18 protein-coding genes are annotated in these 15,727 nt (G+C 61.2%); 16 read left to right on the top strand and 2 right to left on the bottom strand.

Annotated features, from left to right (window positions below):
* Positions 1–75: 75 nt before the first annotated feature.
* From murJ to AB3X39_RS05140, 16 genes are all read left to right on the top strand, one after another.
* Complete coding sequence (gene murJ / locus AB3X39_RS05215; RefSeq protein WP_369416301.1) at positions 76–1,638, top strand: murein biosynthesis integral membrane protein MurJ; 1,563 nt, start codon at positions 76–78, stop codon at positions 1,636–1,638.
* A gap of 38 nt (positions 1,639–1,676) precedes the next feature.
* Positions 1,677–2,570 (top strand): SirB1 family protein, encoded by an 894-nt coding sequence (locus AB3X39_RS05210; RefSeq protein WP_369416300.1) that lies wholly within the window; start codon positions 1,677–1,679, stop codon positions 2,568–2,570.
* 43 nt (positions 2,571–2,613) lie between these two features.
* On the top strand, positions 2,614–3,684 hold the full coding sequence (locus AB3X39_RS05205) for an AI-2E family transporter (RefSeq protein WP_369416299.1): 1,071 nt from the start codon (positions 2,614–2,616) through the stop codon (positions 3,682–3,684).
* A 14-nt stretch (positions 3,685–3,698) separates the two neighbouring features.
* Complete coding sequence (hda, locus tag AB3X39_RS05200) at positions 3,699–4,403, top strand: DnaA regulatory inactivator Hda (RefSeq protein WP_009453616.1); 705 nt, start codon at positions 3,699–3,701, stop codon at positions 4,401–4,403.
* Positions 4,400–5,095, top strand: coding sequence for an HAD family hydrolase (locus AB3X39_RS05195; protein WP_369416298.1), 696 nt, complete (start codon positions 4,400–4,402; stop codon positions 5,093–5,095). The genes hda and AB3X39_RS05195 overlap by 4 nt, the downstream gene beginning before the upstream one ends.
* Entirely contained in the window at positions 5,092–6,795 is a 1,704-nt protein-coding gene (gene pcnB, locus AB3X39_RS05190) for a polynucleotide adenylyltransferase PcnB (protein WP_369416297.1), read from the top strand. The genes AB3X39_RS05195 and pcnB overlap by 4 nt, the downstream gene beginning before the upstream one ends.
* A 13-nt stretch (positions 6,796–6,808) precedes the next feature.
* Positions 6,809–7,318: a 2-amino-4-hydroxy-6-hydroxymethyldihydropteridine diphosphokinase gene (gene folK, locus AB3X39_RS05185; protein WP_369416296.1), complete on the top strand. Its 510-nt coding sequence runs from the start codon at positions 6,809–6,811 to the stop codon at positions 7,316–7,318.
* Positions 7,315–7,665 (top strand): DMT family protein, encoded by a 351-nt coding sequence (locus AB3X39_RS05180; protein WP_369416295.1) that lies wholly within the window; start codon positions 7,315–7,317, stop codon positions 7,663–7,665. The genes folK and AB3X39_RS05180 overlap by 4 nt, the downstream gene beginning before the upstream one ends.
* A 60-nt stretch (positions 7,666–7,725) precedes the next feature.
* Positions 7,726–8,370, top strand: coding sequence for a DUF47 domain-containing protein (locus AB3X39_RS05175; protein ID WP_369416294.1), 645 nt, complete (start codon positions 7,726–7,728; stop codon positions 8,368–8,370).
* Positions 8,371–8,394: 24 nt separating this feature from the next.
* Positions 8,395–9,405 carry an inorganic phosphate transporter gene (locus AB3X39_RS05170; protein ID WP_369416293.1) on the top strand — a complete coding sequence of 337 codons (1,011 nt, stop codon included), beginning with the start codon at positions 8,395–8,397 and terminating at the stop codon, positions 9,403–9,405.
* A gap of 196 nt (positions 9,406–9,601) precedes the next feature.
* Positions 9,602–9,862: a 30S ribosomal protein S16 gene (gene rpsP / locus AB3X39_RS05165; RefSeq protein ID WP_009453624.1), complete on the top strand. Its 261-nt coding sequence runs from the start codon at positions 9,602–9,604 to the stop codon at positions 9,860–9,862.
* 34 nt (positions 9,863–9,896) lie between these two features.
* On the top strand, positions 9,897–10,469 hold the full coding sequence (gene rimM, locus AB3X39_RS05160) for a ribosome maturation factor RimM (RefSeq protein WP_009453625.1): 573 nt from the start codon (positions 9,897–9,899) through the stop codon (positions 10,467–10,469).
* A 7-nt stretch (positions 10,470–10,476) separates the two neighbouring features.
* Entirely contained in the window at positions 10,477–11,256 is a 780-nt protein-coding gene (gene trmD / locus AB3X39_RS05155; RefSeq protein WP_369416292.1) for a tRNA (guanosine(37)-N1)-methyltransferase TrmD, read from the top strand.
* 68 nt (positions 11,257–11,324) lie between these two features.
* On the top strand, positions 11,325–11,678 hold the full coding sequence (rplS, locus tag AB3X39_RS05150; RefSeq protein ID WP_009453627.1) for a 50S ribosomal protein L19: 354 nt from the start codon (positions 11,325–11,327) through the stop codon (positions 11,676–11,678).
* A 49-nt stretch (positions 11,679–11,727) separates the two neighbouring features.
* Entirely contained in the window at positions 11,728–12,408 is a 681-nt protein-coding gene (locus AB3X39_RS05145; RefSeq protein ID WP_369416291.1) for a CoA pyrophosphatase, read from the top strand.
* Between the two features lie 64 nt (positions 12,409–12,472).
* Complete coding sequence (locus AB3X39_RS05140; protein WP_369416290.1) at positions 12,473–13,480, top strand: CobD/CbiB family protein; 1,008 nt, start codon at positions 12,473–12,475, stop codon at positions 13,478–13,480.
* 10 nt (positions 13,481–13,490) lie between these two features.
* On the opposite strand, the gene rsgA is transcribed toward AB3X39_RS05140, so the two are convergent.
* Together rsgA and AB3X39_RS05130 are read right to left on the bottom strand one after the other, a co-directional pair.
* A complete protein-coding gene (rsgA, locus tag AB3X39_RS05135) occupies positions 13,491–14,399 on the bottom strand; it encodes a ribosome small subunit-dependent GTPase A (RefSeq protein ID WP_369416289.1) in 909 nt (302 codons plus the stop codon).
* 28 nt (positions 14,400–14,427) lie between these two features.
* Positions 14,428–15,696 (bottom strand): M48 family metallopeptidase, encoded by a 1,269-nt coding sequence (locus tag AB3X39_RS05130; RefSeq protein ID WP_369416288.1) that lies wholly within the window; start codon positions 15,694–15,696, stop codon positions 14,428–14,430.
* Positions 15,697–15,727: the final 31 nt, after the last annotated feature.

Here is a 15,727-nt window from a genome sequence, read left to right as displayed (position 1 = left end):
CGTACCGGCTTGCGCGCTACCGCCATCTCAAATGACGGGATAATCAGGCCCCTTCGAGGTCAGGATGAATCCCTTATGAATCTGTTGCGCGCCGCCTCTTTGGTGTCCTTGCTGACCTTGGCCTCGCGCATCACGGGCTTGGTCCGTGAGCAGTTGATCGCCGCGACCTTTGGCGCGAGTGCCCTGACGGACGCTTTCCAAGTGGCTTTTCGGATCCCCAATCTGTTGCGCCGCCTCTTTGCCGAAGGGGCGTTTTCTCAGGCCTTTGTGCCGATTTTGGTCGCCTCTCGCACCCAAGAGGGCGATGAGCCGACCCACCGACTGATCGATGCGGTGGCCACGGTGCTGGCTTGGGTGCTCCTGGGGGTGAGTGTGCTGGGCGTGCTGGCTGCACCGGTGCTGGTTTGGGTGATGGCGGCTGGTTTGCCGGCCGAAGGGGCTGATGCGGCGGTCGTGATGACGCGCTGGATGTTTCCCTACATCGGCTGCATGTCCTTGGTGGCTTTGTCGGCCGGCATTTTGAACACGTGGAAGCGTTTTGCCGTGCCAGCGGTGACGCCCGTGATCCTGAATGTGTGCGTGATCGTGGCTGCTTGGCTGGGCGCGCCGTGGTTGCAGCGCCATGGCTGGCCGCCGATTTATGCCTTGGCCTTGGGCGTGATGGCTGGAGGTGTGTTGCAGCTTGGCGTGCAAATGCCCGCCTTGGCGCGACTGGGCCTGATGCCCCGGATGGGTCTGGGGCCCACAGCCTTTCGGGCTGCGTGGCGGCATGAGGGTGTGCACCGCATCCTGCGTCAGATGGGGCCGGCTTTGTTGGGCGTGTCGGTGGCGCAACTCTCCTTGCTGATCAACACCCAGATCGGCTCCCATCTGCAAGCCGGGTCGGTGTCGTGGCTGACGTATGCCGACCGGCTGATGGAGTTTCCCACCGCCTTGCTCGGCGTGGCTCTGGGTGTGGTGCTGTTGCCGCAACTTGCGGCCGCCCAAGCCAGCGGTGACGCCAGCCGCTATTCCGCTTTGTTGGATTGGGGGCTGCGTCTGGTGGCTTTGCTGGCGCTGCCGTGTTCGGTGGCGCTGATGGTTTTTCCCACACCGTTGGTGGCGGTGCTCTATCACTATGGTCGCTTCAGTGCTACCGATGTGCATCAGACCGTGATCGCGTTGATGGGCTACGGCGTGGGCTTGATGGGCCTGATCGGCATCAAGGTGTTGGCCCCTGGTTTTTATGCGCGCCAAGACATCCGCACCCCTGTGCGGATCGCTGTGAGCGTGCTGGTTCTGACGCAGCTGCTGAACCTGGTGTTGGTGCCGTGGTTGGGGCATGCCGGGCTGGCGCTGTCGATTGGTTTGGCGGCTTGGGTGAACGCTGCTTGGTTGCTCAAAGGTTTGGTGGGGCAGGGGCACTATCAACCTCGACCCGGGTGGGGTGCTTTTCTGGGGCGTTTGCTGGTGGCTGTCGGGGTGATGGGTGCTTTCTTGGCTTGGGCTCAGGCTGGGTTCGACTGGATGGCTTGGCAAGCCCACGCTGATGGGCGCGTCGGCGCCTTGGCGTTGGTGCTTGGTGGTGCTGCGCTGATCTATTTCGGCGTCTTGCATGCGCTGGGTTTGCCTTGGCGAACCTTCATGCGGCGCGGTTGAGCGTCCGGACCTTGAGCGCTTGCCCCTACACTGCGGCCATGAATTGGACTGTTGTCACGCCGATCGACTACTTCGCCGCCCTTGTGGCCGAGGACGAGGGTTTTGCCTTGACCGAGGCGGCCCTTTCTATCGCCCAAGATGAATACCCCGATCTGGATGTTCAGCACATCCTGACGGAGATCGACGCGTTGGCCTTGAGCCTGCGTCAGCACTTGAGCGTTGATGACAGTCCGCTGCAACGGGTGCGGGTTTTGCATCAGTTCTTCTTCGAGGAATGTGGGTTTTCTTGCAACCAAGAGGACTACTACAACCCCGCCAACAGTTATGTGCATGAGGTGCTGCGTACCCGGCGGGGGATTCCGATCACCTTGGCCGTGATTTACCTAGAGTTGGCCGGACAAATCGGATTGATCGCTGATGGGGTGTCCTTCCCGGGGCACTTCTTGATCCGGTTACGTTTGCCCCTGGGTGACGCGATCATCGACCCGACGTCTGGGACGTCGTTGTCCAAAGAGGCCATGGGGGAGCGTTTGGAGCCTTACTTGGCACGCAGTGTGGGCTTGCCCGCGTATTCCTTGGCGGATTACTTGCGTGCGGCATCGCCGCGTGAAGTGATGGCGCGATTGCTACGCAACCTTGAATCGATCCATCGCAATCGAGAGGACTGGTCGCATGTGTTGGCGGTTCAGGGGCGGATGGTCAGCTTGGAGCCGCAAGCTTGGGAGCGTTACCGTGACCGTGGGTTGACGTTGGCTCGACTGGGTCAAAACGAAGCTGCGATCCAAGATTTGGGCACGTACCTTCGGCATGCCCAAGAGGCTCCGGATTGGGGGCGCATCGACGAGCATCGGCAACTCTTGCAGGCGGCCCAGCTTGAAAGCCAAGCGGGGCAACGAACCACCCGGGCGTCGCGCTCGACGCGCTGGCGCTGAGCCTATATTGCGCGACCTGCACCTTGCCTAGAATCCTGCCCCCATGAGCCTCACCTCGACAACCGCGCGCTTGATGATGGGTTGGGCCGTCTTGGGTTTGGCCTTTGTGGCGGGTGCATGGTTGCTTTTGCCGGTCCTCACCCCCTTTGTCGAAGCGTTGATCTTGGCCTACATCCTTTTGCCGTGGGTGGATCGCCTGGCCCGTCCGGGGGGGCTTTGGCCGCGGCCTTTGGCTGCGCTGGTGGTCGAAATGTTGGCGTTGGGCCTGTTGCTGGGCATCGTGTTGCTGATTGCCCCGGTCCTCTCCAAGCAGTGGCCCTTGTTGCGCGAGCAAATTCCGCTGCTGGCGGTGCGGTTGCATGCTTGGTTGGCACCGATGTTGGCCGAGTTGGGTTGGCAAGTGCCCTTGGACGAGGCCAGCCTGAAAGCCTTTGTGATGAAGTATTTGAATGCGAATCTGGAAGACGGCTTGATGGCCACGTTCAATTCGATCCGCATCGGCGGTAGTTTTCTGCTGGCGCTGCTAGGCAACGTGGTGCTGGTGCCGGTGGTGCTTTATTACGTGTTGGTGGATCGTTCCATCATGATGCAGCGGGCCCATCAATGGGTGCCCTTGCGGCTGGTACCGTGGATGCGTGACTTTGGGGCGGAGTGCAACGAGGTGCTGGGGCAGTACTTGCGCGGACAGTTGCGGGTGATCGCGCTGCTGTGCGTGTATTACGCCGGTGCCTTGGCCTTGGCCGGCTTTGATCTTGCTTTGCCCTTGGGGGTGCTCACGGGCTGTGCCATCTTGGTGCCCTATGTGGGCTTTGGCGCCGGCGCCTTGTTGGCGTTGTTGGCCGGGCTGTTGCAGTTTCCTGGGCTCTACGGGCCGATGGCGGTGATGCTGATTTATGGTGCTGGCCAGATCCTGGAGGGATTCTTCCTCACACCTCGTTTGGTGGGTGAGCGCATTGGGCTGCACCCTTTGGCGGTGATTTTTATGTTGTTGGCCTTTGGCCATCTGTTCGGTTTGGTGGGTGTGTTGGCGGCCTTGCCTGTGGGCGCGGTGGCTTTGGTGGCCTTGCGCCGCCTGCGCACGCTCTACCACGGCAGTGCGTGGTATCTCGGTTGATTGATGACGGCGTGATGAAAACTGACGACTCTCTCCCCGTGCGACAGGTGCCTTTGGCCTTTGAGGCAGAGCGTCTTTGTCAGTTCGACACCTATTGGCCTGGCGCCAATCATCCGCAGTGGCCCCATTTGCGACAGATTCTCAGTCTGCCGCAGGCGGCGTTGCCGGTGTACCTCTGGGGGGCTATCGGTTCGGGCAAAACGCACTTGCTGCGAGCGGCGCGTGCTGAAGCCGAGGCTCGGGGAGAACAAGTCGCTTGGTTCGATGCGGACATGAGCATGCCTTGGGTGCTTGACGATGATGCGAGCCTGATCGTGCTTGACGACTGTGACCGCTTTGACGCCGCACAGCAGCATGCGGCTTTCGTGATGTTTGTGGAGGCCGTGAGTCGCGAGTTGCCCTTGTTGGCGGCCGGGCACTTGCCGCCGGTCGATTTGGAGGTTCGCGATGATTTGCGCAGTCGTCTGGGCTGGGGTTTGGTGTTTCAGTTGATTCCGCCCACCGAAGAAGAGATGCGACTGCTGTTGCGGCGCGAGGCAGATCGACGCGGTATTTTTCTTTCGGACGATGTGATGGATTTTCTCTTGCGGCGCTTGGCGCGCAATCTCAGCCACTTGATGGCGGTGCTGGACCGGATTGATCGCTACGCCTTGGCGGCCCAGCGGGCGGTGACGGTGCCTTTGGTGCGCCAGATGCTGGCGGCGGAGGAGCAACCATGAACTCAACGGGCAAAGTCAAACCCAAACGCCTGTGTTTGTTCGATCTGGACGGCACCTTGCTGCCGATCGATTCTGACCACAGCTTCGGTGAGTTCATGGTGCAGATCGGTTGGGCTGATGGCGAAAGCTTTCGGCGCACCAACGATGCCTTCTTCGCCCAATACCAAGCTGGGACGATGGATTTGGCGGCCTATGTCGATTTCGCCACCCGTGTTTGGCGCAGCCGTCCCCTTCTTGAAGCCGAGGCGGCGCGCGAGCGGTTCATGGCGGAAGTGATTCGGCCGGCCCTTCACGGCAGCGCCTTGGCGTTGGTGCAGCAACACCAAGAGGCGGGCGATCTGGTGGCCATTGTCACGGCGACCAACGAATTTGTGACCACGCCGATTGCTGCGGCCTTGGGGGTGAGTCATCTCCTGGCGGTCGAGTTAGAACGCACGGCCGTGGGCGGTTGGAGCGGGCGCATTCAAGGGACCCCGACCTTCCGTGAGGGCAAGGTCGTGCGTGTGCACGCTTGGTTGGCGGACCTTGGCCTGCGTCTGAGCGACTTCGAGCAAGTCAGCGTTTACAGCGACTCCATCAACGATCTTCCTCTGCTGGACATGGGCACGCATCCGGTGGCGACCAATCCTGGTGCTTCCTTGGAAACCGTGGCCCATGAACGTGGCTGGCAGATCCTGCGATTGTTTTCATGATCAAGAAATTCATCAGTACCTTGTTTCGGCGCAGCAAAGCGACTGCCCCGGCCCCTGCGCCAGAGCCCACCCCCCCCGCATCCGTCACGGGGCGGCGTGTCGAGGTGCCTTTTGAAAAACACCGCATGGACCCCGCCCTGATCGATGAGCGCGCCACGCGGGTGGTCTCGACCTTGCAAGAGGCGGGTTTTGAGGCCTACATCGTTGGCGGCGCGGTGCGCGATTTGTTGTTGGGCCATCGGCCCAAGGACTTCGATGTCGCCACCAACGCCACGCCTGCCCAAGTCAAGGCTTTGTTTCGGCGCGCTTTCATCATCGGCCGGCGTTTTCAGCTGGTGCATGTGGTTTTTGGCCGGGGGCGTGAACACGAGGTGATCGAAGTCTCGACCTTCCGGGCCTTGATGGAGCCAGCCGAGGTTGCTCCTCCGGTGCGCGGCAACGAGCGGACGTCCAAGGCGGAGTTGGTGGGCAAGAGCCACGCGGTCGATGCCAGTGGTCGTGTCTTGCGTGACAACGTCTGGGGTCCGCAGGATGAAGATGCGGCGCGGCGCGACTTCACGATCAATGCGCTCTACTACGACCCAGCGCGCCAAGTGGTGATCGACTACCACCACGGTATCGAGGACGTTGCCAAGCGTGTGTTGCGCATGATCGGCGACCCGAGTGCGCGTTTCCGCGAAGATCCGGTGCGCATCATTCGGGTGGTTCGTTTTGCCGCCAAGCTCGGCTTTGAGATTGAGCCGCATACCCGGGCGCCGATGCGCAAGATGGCCGATTTGCTCGCCAACGTGCCCGCATCACGCGTCTTTGACGAGATGATCAAGCTGCTCCAGACCGGTCACGCCTTGGCCAGTTTGGAAGAGCTGCGCAAGCAAGGCTTGCATCGCGGGTTGTTTCCGATCCTTGACGCGGTGCTTGATGACGCGCATCAGCACAACGGCCGCGAAAAATTCATCCAGCTGGCGCTCAGCGATACCGATCGACGGGTTTCGGAAGGCAAGCCGGTGGCGCCGAGTTTCATGCTGGCGTGCATGCTCTGGCATGACGTGCTGCACCGCTGGGATGAGATCCGTGCCGCCACGGGCGCACCCTTGATGCCCGCGCTGCAAGAAGCGGTCGATGCGGTGTTCGATGCCCGCATTGGGGATATCTCGGGGCGCGGCAAGTTGGGGCTGGATATGCGCGAAATGTGGCTGATGCAGCCGCGTTTCGAGCGGCGTCAATTCGCTGCTGCCGTGACGCTGGCGGAGCAGCCGCGTTTCCGCGCAGGCTTCGATTTTCTGCGCCTGCGAGCCCAAGCCGGTGAGATCGATCCCGAGCTGTCGCAGTGGTGGGAGGCCTTCTCGCTGGCCGATGACGACGAGCGTCGCGAACTTGTCGAGCAATGCCGCCGCGATGAACAAGCCCGCCGTGCGGCAGCGGGGCCGGAGGCCGCCGCGAGCAGCGAGGCGGCCGCTCCCAAACGACGTCGCCGGCGCAAACCCAGCGGTGCAGCCGGGGCACCGGTCTCTGCCTCCACGTTGGTGATCGCCGACGCTTCGGCCTTGGGGGATCCAGCCGAGGCGCCGCTTGGGCCCGATGTGAGCATCGATCCGGCGCTCAAGCCCCGGCCGATGCGTCGGCGACGTCGGCCGGCCAAGGGCGATTCGACCGTGGCCGTGGTGAGCGATACGCCGCCGGGGTCCTCGTCGGGGTCTTGAGTCTGGGGTGCGGGTGCAGCGAATCGCTTTCATCGGCCTCGGGGCCAATCTTGGGCAGGCTCAACTCACTTTGGCGCAGGCGTGCGCGGCGCTGCATCAAGCGCCCGGTTGTCGCGTCACGGCGCTGTCGTCTTGGTGGCGCAGCGTGCCGGTCGATGCTGATGGTCCGGATTACGTCAACGGTGTGGCTCAGCTTGAAACGAGCCTTGAACCCGAGGGGCTGCTCGACACCTTGCAAGTGCTGGAGCGGGATTTCGGGCGTCAGCGCAGTTATCGCAACGCGCCACGCACCTTGGACTTGGATTTGCTGCTCTATGACGCCGAGCTTCCTCCCGGCCTTTGCTTGAACACACCGCGTTTGCAGTTGCCCCATCCACGCCTGATGGAGCGGGCGTTTGTGCTGCATCCGTTGCTGGAGTTGCTGCCAACCTTGTCTTGGCCGGGGGTGACGGATGTGGCTGCTTTATGCATGAGCTTGGCGGTGCAGCAGGGCATCGAACGGCTTGGCGGTCCGCAGCCATGACGCCGTCCCCCTTGTGGCAAACCGTGGGGCTGCTGTTGCTGTCCAACGTCTTCATGACCATCGCTTGGTATGGGCATCTGAAGAATTTATCGGGCCGTGCTTGGTACATCGCCGCCTTGGTCAGTTGGGGCATTGCATTGTTCGAATACCTCTTGCAAGTGCCCGCCAATCGCATCGGTCATGCGGCCGGGGTGTCTTTGGCGCAACTCAAAATCACCCAAGAAGTCATCACCTTGGTGGTCTTTGTGCCCTTTGCCATGCTTTACATGAAACAAGCCTTTCGCTGGGACTTTGTCTGGGCGGGTTTGTGCTTGCTGGGGGCGGTTTATTTCATCTTCCGCGAGTGAGCGCGAAACTGGGGCTTGGCGCGGGTACACTCGCGCCGTTTCAAGTGGATCGGAGTTCCCATGTTCGGCAAGCTGCTGCCGCGTGAAGGCAATTTTTTCGAGTTGTTCAACGCCCATGGCGCCAAGATCGTCGAGGGCGCGCGCGCCTTCCAATCGTTGGTGCAGAACTATGACGACACCAGCCTGAGGGCGCGTTACGGCCATGAAGTGGATGAGGCCGAACACGCGGCTGACAAGATCACCACCGAGGTGAATCGGCTGCTGCACAAGACCTTCATCACCCCGATCGACCGTGATCAGATCCACTCGCTCATCAATTCGATGGACGACATCGTCGATCTGGTGCAAGACGCCACCGAAACCATGGCGCTCTACGACGTGCGCAACGTCACCGACGAGGTGCTGCAACTGAGCGATTTGTCGCTCAAGTGCTGCGAGCGTGTCCAGCATGCGGTGTCGCTGTTGGCGCGTCTTTCTGAGCCGACGGCTCATGAGGCGGCGCTCAAGACCTGCGAAGAAATTGATCGGCTCGAATCCGATGCCGATCGGGTGATGCGCTCAGCCATGTCCAAGCTCTTCCGCGAGGAAGCGGATGTGCGCGAACTCATCAAGCTCAAAGCCATTTACGAGTTGCTTGAATCGATTTCGGATCGCTGCGAAGACGTGGCCAATCTGATCGAGGGCATCGTCCTCGAACATTCCTGAAGCCTGCACCCGGACGGAGACATCATGGAGGTAGTCCAGGTCAGTTTTTGGGTGGTGGCGCTGTTGGTGCTTTTGGCGCTGGCCTTCGACTTCATGAACGGGTTTCATGACGCCGCCAACTCGATTGCCACGGTGGTCTCCACCGGGGTGCTCAAGCCGCAGCAGGCCATCTTGTTTGCTGCCTTTTTCAATGTGCTGGCGTTGTTCATCTTCCAGCTCAAAGTGGCGGCCACCATCGGCAAAGGCATTGTTCTGCCGGGGGTGGTGGACCATCACATCATTTTTGGCGCCTTGATCGGCGCGGTGGTCTGGAACCTGATCACGTGGTGGTACGGTATTCCGTCGAGCTCATCGCACGCCTTGATCGGCGGCATCGTGGGCGCTGTGATGGCCAAATCAGGCGCAGGAGCCTTGATCGGTGCTGGCATCTGGCGCACGGTGATCTTTATCTTCGTCTCGCCCGCTCTGGGGTTCTTGCTGGGCTCGGTGATGATGGTGGCGGTGGCATGGATCTTTCGCAAACGCGCACCGCTCAAGATCGATAACTGGTTCCGGCGCTTGCAACTCGTTTCAGCCGGGCTCTACAGCTTGGGTCACGGCGGCAACGATGCCCAAAAAACCATCGGCATCATCTGGATGTTGTTGATCGCCACGGGCTATGCCGCAGCTGACAGCACGATGCCGCCGGCTTGGGTGATTTGGCTGTGCTACATCGCCATCGGCATGGGCACGATGTTTGGTGGCTGGCGCATCGTGCGCACCATGGGTCAGAAGATCACCAAGCTCAAACCGGTGGGTGGCTTTTGCGCCGAAACAGGCGGGGCCATGACGCTGTTCATCGCCACCGCCATGGGCGTGCCCGTGTCCACCACCCACACCATCACCGGAGCCATCGTCGGCGTCGGTGCGACGCGCCGGGCTTCTTCGGTGCGTTGGGGGGTGGCCAGCAGCATCGTCTGGGCATGGATCTTCACGATCCCGGCAGCAGCTTTGGTGGCGGCGCTGTCCTACGAGCTGAGCCTTTGGTTGTTCTAAGCGTGAATCCCGGTTGATATGCGGGATTCACCGCCTATAATGGCGGGTTTCGGTGACGGCTGACCGGTTGAAAACCACGCAGCGCGATCTAACGGGGCCGAGAATGCATACGACGGCTTATAGCTATTTTTCGATCTGCTGATCCTGAGTGTCCGGGGTGCAGTGGATCACTGACAAACTGGTTCAAGGAAACAACATGGTCGTGATCCGACTTGCCCGTGGCGGCGCCAAGAAGCGTCCTTTCTACAACATCGTCGTGGCCGATAGCCGCGAGCGCCGTGATGGTCGCTATCTGGAGCGTGTGGGTTTTTACAACCCGGTTGCCTCAGCCAAGGACGAAGCCCTGCGCGTGGCGCTCGACCGTGTCGAAGCTTGGGTTGGCAATGGCGCTCAGCCTAGCCCGACCGTGGCTCGCCTGATCGGCCAAGCCAAGGCCAAGGTCGCTCCGGCGGCCTAAGCCGGCTGCAGATGTCTTGACCGGGAGTGTCCCAGTGATTCATATCGGTGAAGACTTGCCCTGGCCCGAGGATGCGATCGAAGTCGCTCGCATCCTTGAGCCTTGGGGCCTGAAGGGCTGGTTTCACGTTCAGCCCTATGCCGCCGATCCACAGGCGGTTTTCTCCTCCAAGCGCTGGTTTATCCTGCCGCCCGAAGGCAAGCCCCGCCCCAAAGATGCACCGGCTTTGCCCAAGGTTTTGCGTATCACGCAAGCCAAAGAGCACGGTGATGGCGTGGTCGCCACGGCCCAAGAAGTGCCAGACCGCAATGCATCCGAAGCCCTGAAGGGTGCGCGCGTTTTTGTGTCGCGCAACAGCTTCCCCACGGCTGATCCCGACGAGTACTACTGGGTCGATTTGATCGGCTTGGCGGTCGTCAATCGCGAGGGTGCTGATTTGGGGGTGGTCACCGATCTGATCGCCACCGGCCCGCATAGTGTGTTGCGCCTGAGTGCCGGCACCGAGGCTGAGCCGGTTGAACGCATGATTCCTTTTGTCGCCGCCTACATCGACTCGGTCGATCTGCAAGCGCGGCGCATCGTGGCCGATTGGGGCCTCGATTACTGAGCCCTGCGTGCGCTTCGATGTCCTGACGCTCTTTCCAGAGCTTTTTGAGCCCTCTTTGCGCCTCGGTGTCACCCGCCGGGCCTTTGAATCGCGCCAAGTCGATGTACATCTCTGGGGTTTGCGCGACTTTGCCGACAACGCTTACCGCCGTGTTGATGACCGTCCTTTTGGCGGTGGGCCTGGCATGGTCATGTTGATTGATCCGCTTGAGCGTGCGTTGGCCGCAGTGCATGCGGCGCGCGCTGCGGCGGATATCGCTGCTGCCTCACCGTCAACGACTCCGCAGCCGCCCGTTATCTTGTTCAGTCCCGCCGGCCGGCCGCTGACGCAGGCGCGGGTGCAGGCTTTCAGTCGCAGCACCGAGGGCGCTATCTTGATTTGCGGGCGCTATGAGGGCTTGGATCAGCGTTTTGTCGATCGACACGTCACGGAAGAAATCAGCTTGGGCGACTTTGTGCTCTCAGGCGGTGAGCTGCCTGCCTTGACGCTCTTGGACGCCGTGGCGCGGCTGATGCCTGGGGTGCTGAATGACGAAAAATCGCATCAGCAAGACAGCTTCTCCGATGGGCTGCTGGATTGTCCACACTACAGCCGGCCAGAGGTTCATGCGGGCGAAGGTGTGCCATCGGTGCTTATGTCCGGCCATCATGCTGAGATTGCCCGCTGGCGTCGTGAGCAGCAATTGACGGCGACCGCGCGTCGCCGGCCTGATTTGCTGGAAAAGGCTCGACGCGAAGGCTTGCTCAGTCGGCAGGATCTGAAGCTCTTGTCAAAGCTGGGTTTATAATGCTCGGTTTTGATCCTCTGGCGGGTCAATGTGTCATTGGATGCCGCCACGATCGCCTAGGAGTTTCCATGGATCTGATTCGTCAGCTTGAGCAAGAAGAAATCGCTCGTCTGAACAAGACTATTCCCGCATTCGCTCCCGGTGACACCGTGATCGTGAATGTCAACGTGGTTGAAGGCACCCGTAAGCGCGTTCAGGCTTACGAAGGTGTGGTCATTGCCAAGCGCAATGGCGGCCTCAACAGCAGCTTCATCGTGCGCAAGATCTCTGGCGGCGAAGGCGTTGAGCGGACTTTCCCGCTGTACAGCCCGCTGATCGCTTCGATCGAAGTCAAGCGTCGCGGTGATGTGCGTCGTGCCAAGCTGTACTACCTGCGTGAACGCAGCGGTAAGTCGGCACGTATCAAAGAAAAGCTGGCTTGATCCGTTTGATTCAGCCGCTGATGAAACCGCCTTCGGGCGGTTTTTTTCCATGCCTCGTCCTGCTTTGATCCGTGATCCGCGCCTGATTCCCGTCATCGCGACGGGGGCGGGACAACCGTCGGTGCCGCCTGAACGTTTGCGTCCACAGGCGCTGCGTGAGCGTTTTGCACAGACTTTTGCTTGGCAGCCCAATCTTCACGGGGATGGGCGCGTCTTGCCAGATCGGCCGTTGGCACAAGCGGCGGTGTTGATCGCCTTGATGCTGCGTCCCGAGGGCCTGACCGTTTTACTCACCCAGCGAACCGCCCATTTGCGTGATCACGCCGGGCAGATCAGTTTTCCGGGCGGGCGAAGTGAGCCGGAGGATGCGGATGCGGTGGTGACCGCCTTGCGCGAAGCCCAAGAAGAAGTCGGTTTGTCGGCGGATCGCGTGGAAGTTCTCGGTTGTTTGCCGAGCTACACCACGATCACCGCGTATCGCGTCATTCCGGTGGTGGCCTTGGTGACCCCGCCTTTGCACTGGCAACCCGATCCTCAGGAGGTCGCTGAGATCTTTGAAGTGCCGCTGTCGTTTCTGATGGCGCCAGAGCATCACCAGCAGCACGGCTTTGAGGATCAAGGCGCTCGCCGCAGCTTCTTCTCCATGCCTTGGCCGAATGATCAGGGCCACTTTATCTGGGGGGCGACAGCAGGGATGCTGCGTAACCTTTACCATTTCCTGCGCGCCTGAGAGCCCCTGAGACGCAGGGTTTGGTTGTCTCCTTTAAGCGACATTGCCCCGGTATCATCACACCATGAGCTTCCTCGCCGTGTTATTGGCTTTGATTGTTGAGCAGATCCGACCCTTGCAGTTGGCCAACCCGGTGCACGCAGGATTTCTCGCATGGGCACGCTGGGCCGGCGTGAACTTCGACGCTGGTCGAGAGCGCCATGCGTGGGTGGTTTGGTCGGTGACGGTGATCGCTCCGGCTCTGATGGTCGGCATGATTTTCGTGCTGCTCGATCACTACAGCGTGGTGCTGGCCTTGGGCTGGGATCTGGTGGTGCTGTATTTCACCTTGGGCTTTCGGCAGTTCAGCCATTACTTCACCGATATCCGTGATGCCTTGGAGCAAGGGCGTGAGGATGAAGCCCGGGCGTTGTTGCGGGATTGGCGTCATCTGGATGCCAGTGAATTACCCCGTACCGAACTGCTGCGCCATGTGATTGAGCATGCCCTTTTGGCCGCGCATCGACACGTTTTTGGCGTGTTTTTCTGGTTTGTCTTGGGCTCAGCGTGTGGGTTGGGACCGCTTGGAGCGGTGCTGTACCGTATGGCTGAATTTGGTTCGCGCTATTGGGGCCACAAGCAAGCGCGTGAAGCGGCACCGACGTCCGAGCGTTTGATGCGTCGTTTTGTGCAGCTTTTCGAGATCATCGATTTTGTGCCTGTACGCCTGACTGCCGCTGGTTTTGCTGTGGTAGGTAATTTTGAGGAGTCGGTCGGCTCTTGGCGGCAATACGCCAATCTTTGGGCCGATCGCAATGTCGGCGTGTTGCTGGCAGCCGCTTCTGGCGCATGTGGCGTGGCCTTGGGTGGGCAGCGCCCGCAGCAAGCTCAGGCCTCCCCGGCGCATAGCACGGGCATGATGCCCTTGCACCCCATCACGGCACCCCTTGCTCCGGATGATGAGCAGTCCAGCACCGCCGGTGCCCCACCGCAGTTTGCCCATCTGCGTTCGGTGGTGGGGTTGGTGTGGCGTTCGGTGGTGCTATGGCTTCTGCTCTTGGCACAGCTCTCGCTGGCCAATTTGCTGGGCTAAAGCTTCTTTGTCACCACACGGTGCGTTGCAGTTCTTGGCGCAGCTCCAGATAAATCCGGTGCCTTGAGGGGCTGATCTCACCGCGCTCCAAGGCGGCGAGCACCGAGCAGCCCGGTTCGTGATCGTGGCTGCAATTGCTGAAGCGGCAGTGCTCGGCGTGACGCTGCAAATCGGGCATCCACGCCGCCAAATCGGCCAGGGGAATGTGCTGCAAACCAAATTCTTGAAAACCGGGTGAGTCGAGCAAGGCGCTGCCTTGATCGCGGTTCAGCCAATACCAGCGCGTGTGTGTGGTGGTGTGGCGGCCCGAGTTCAGCGCGGTGGAAATCTCGCCCACGATCGCTTCGGCCTGCGGCAGCAGCCGGTTGACCAAGGTGCTTTTCCCCGTGCCGCTCGGGCCCAGCACCAACGTCGCCCCTTGGGCCAGCTTGGCCTCAAGCGGTGCGATATCCGCGCCTTTCAGCGAGGTCTCGATCACGTCGTAGCCCATCGCCTTGTAGGGCGCCAAGCGTTCACGCGCCAGCGCAGCCGCTTCGGGCAGGTCGATCTTGTTGAGCAAAATGGTCACGGCCAAGCGCGCTTGGCCGGCAGCGATCAAGGCGCGGCTGAGTTGGCTCTCGCTGAACACGGGTTCTGCCGCCACCATCACCAAGATGTGGTCCAGATTGGCGGCAAAGGATTTGGTGCGCCATTCGTCTTGGCGATAGAACAAATTCTTGCGTGGCAGGATGGCTTCGATCACGCCTTCCTCACCGCGCGTATCGGTGGAGCGCCAGTGCACTTGGTCGCCGACCACGCAGTCGCTTTTCTTGCCACGCGGGCTGCACCGAATGTGCTTGCCGTCTTGCGCTTCCACCAAGTAGTGGCGGCCGTGGCCTGCCAAAACCAAGCCGGTATGGAGTTCAGGAGAAGTTGACATCAAGGCGTCCTCGGGGTGTGGCGGTGGATCAGCGCCGCAAACCCAGGGCCGCGAGTCGTTCGCTGGCTGGGGGATGGGAGTAATAAAAGCGCACGTAGAGGGGGTCAGGGGTCAGGGTGGAAGCGTTGTCGTCGAAGAGTTTCACCAGTGCCGAGGCCAGATCGCCCCGGTTGCTTTGCTGGCCGGCGTAGGCATCGGCCTGATATTCATGGCGGCGCGAAGCGGCCGACATCAGCGGCCCGAGCAAGAAACTGAACACCGGCCCGACCATCATCATCAGCAACAGGGCCACGGCGTGATTCGGGGCCACCATGTTGGGCACCACGCCCAAGCCGAGGTAGAAATTGGGTTGATCCATCAGCCAGCCGATCAGTGCCAGCGTGCCCAGCCACAGGCCGAGCATCGTGACCATGCGCTGCTGCACATGGCGGTGGTGGAAGTGCCCCAGCTCGTGCGCCAGTACCGCTTCGACCTCGCTGGGTGTGAGGCGCTTGAGCAAGGTGTCAAAAAACACCACCCGTTTGACGGGCCCAAAGCCGGTGAAATAAGCGTTGGCATGGGCGGAGCGGCGGCTGCCGTCCATGACGTAAAAGCCTTGGGCGCGAAAGCCGCAGCGCTGCATCAGGCCTTCCACGCGGCGTTTCAGTTCCGGGTCGTCAAGCGGGGTGAACTTGTTGAACAGCGGTGCGATCACGGTGGGGTAGAGGCCCTGCATCAGCAAGATAAAGGCCGCCAGCGCCGCAAAAGCCCAGAGCCACCACAGGGTCCCCATCGACGCCATGAGCCACAGCACCAGTGCGGCCAAGGGCAGGCCGATCACCATGCCCACAAGGCTTTGCACGAGCTGATCGCGCCACCACAGCGCCGGGGTGCTGCGGTTGAAGCCGAAGCGTTGTTCCAGCTTGAAGGTGCGCCACGCTTCAAAGGGCAGATCCAGCAGCCCACCGATGGCGCTTACCGCTGCGATCAAACCCACCTCGTAGGCCAGCTCGCCCCAGCGTGGTTGCAGCACCTCCCGCAGCGACACATTGAGCGCGTCCAACCCGCCCAGCAGGGTCCAGCCTACCAGCACCATGGCGCTCCAAGCGGCGGTCAGCAGATCAAAGCGCTGGCGGGCGATGGTGTAGTCGGCTGCCTTCTGATGCGCTGCCAAACTCACCGCACCGACAAAGTCGGGCGGCACCGCCCCACGATGTTTGGCCACGTGGCGGATCTGGCGCGTGACCAGCATCATGCGCAGCACAAGGACCGTGGCCAAGGCCACCGCGAAAGCAAGGGTGAAAAACAAGGCGCTCATAGGGGCGCGATTCTCGCCGATGGCGGGCGGT

Origin of the sequence: Leptothrix ochracea (genome assembly GCF_041083635.1) — a bacterium.
GTDB lineage: Bacteria > Pseudomonadota > Gammaproteobacteria > Burkholderiales > Burkholderiaceae_C > Sphaerotilus > Sphaerotilus ochraceus.
The sequence above is the reverse complement of the archived record's forward strand: the minus strand, read 5'-3'. Positions and strand labels throughout refer to the sequence as shown.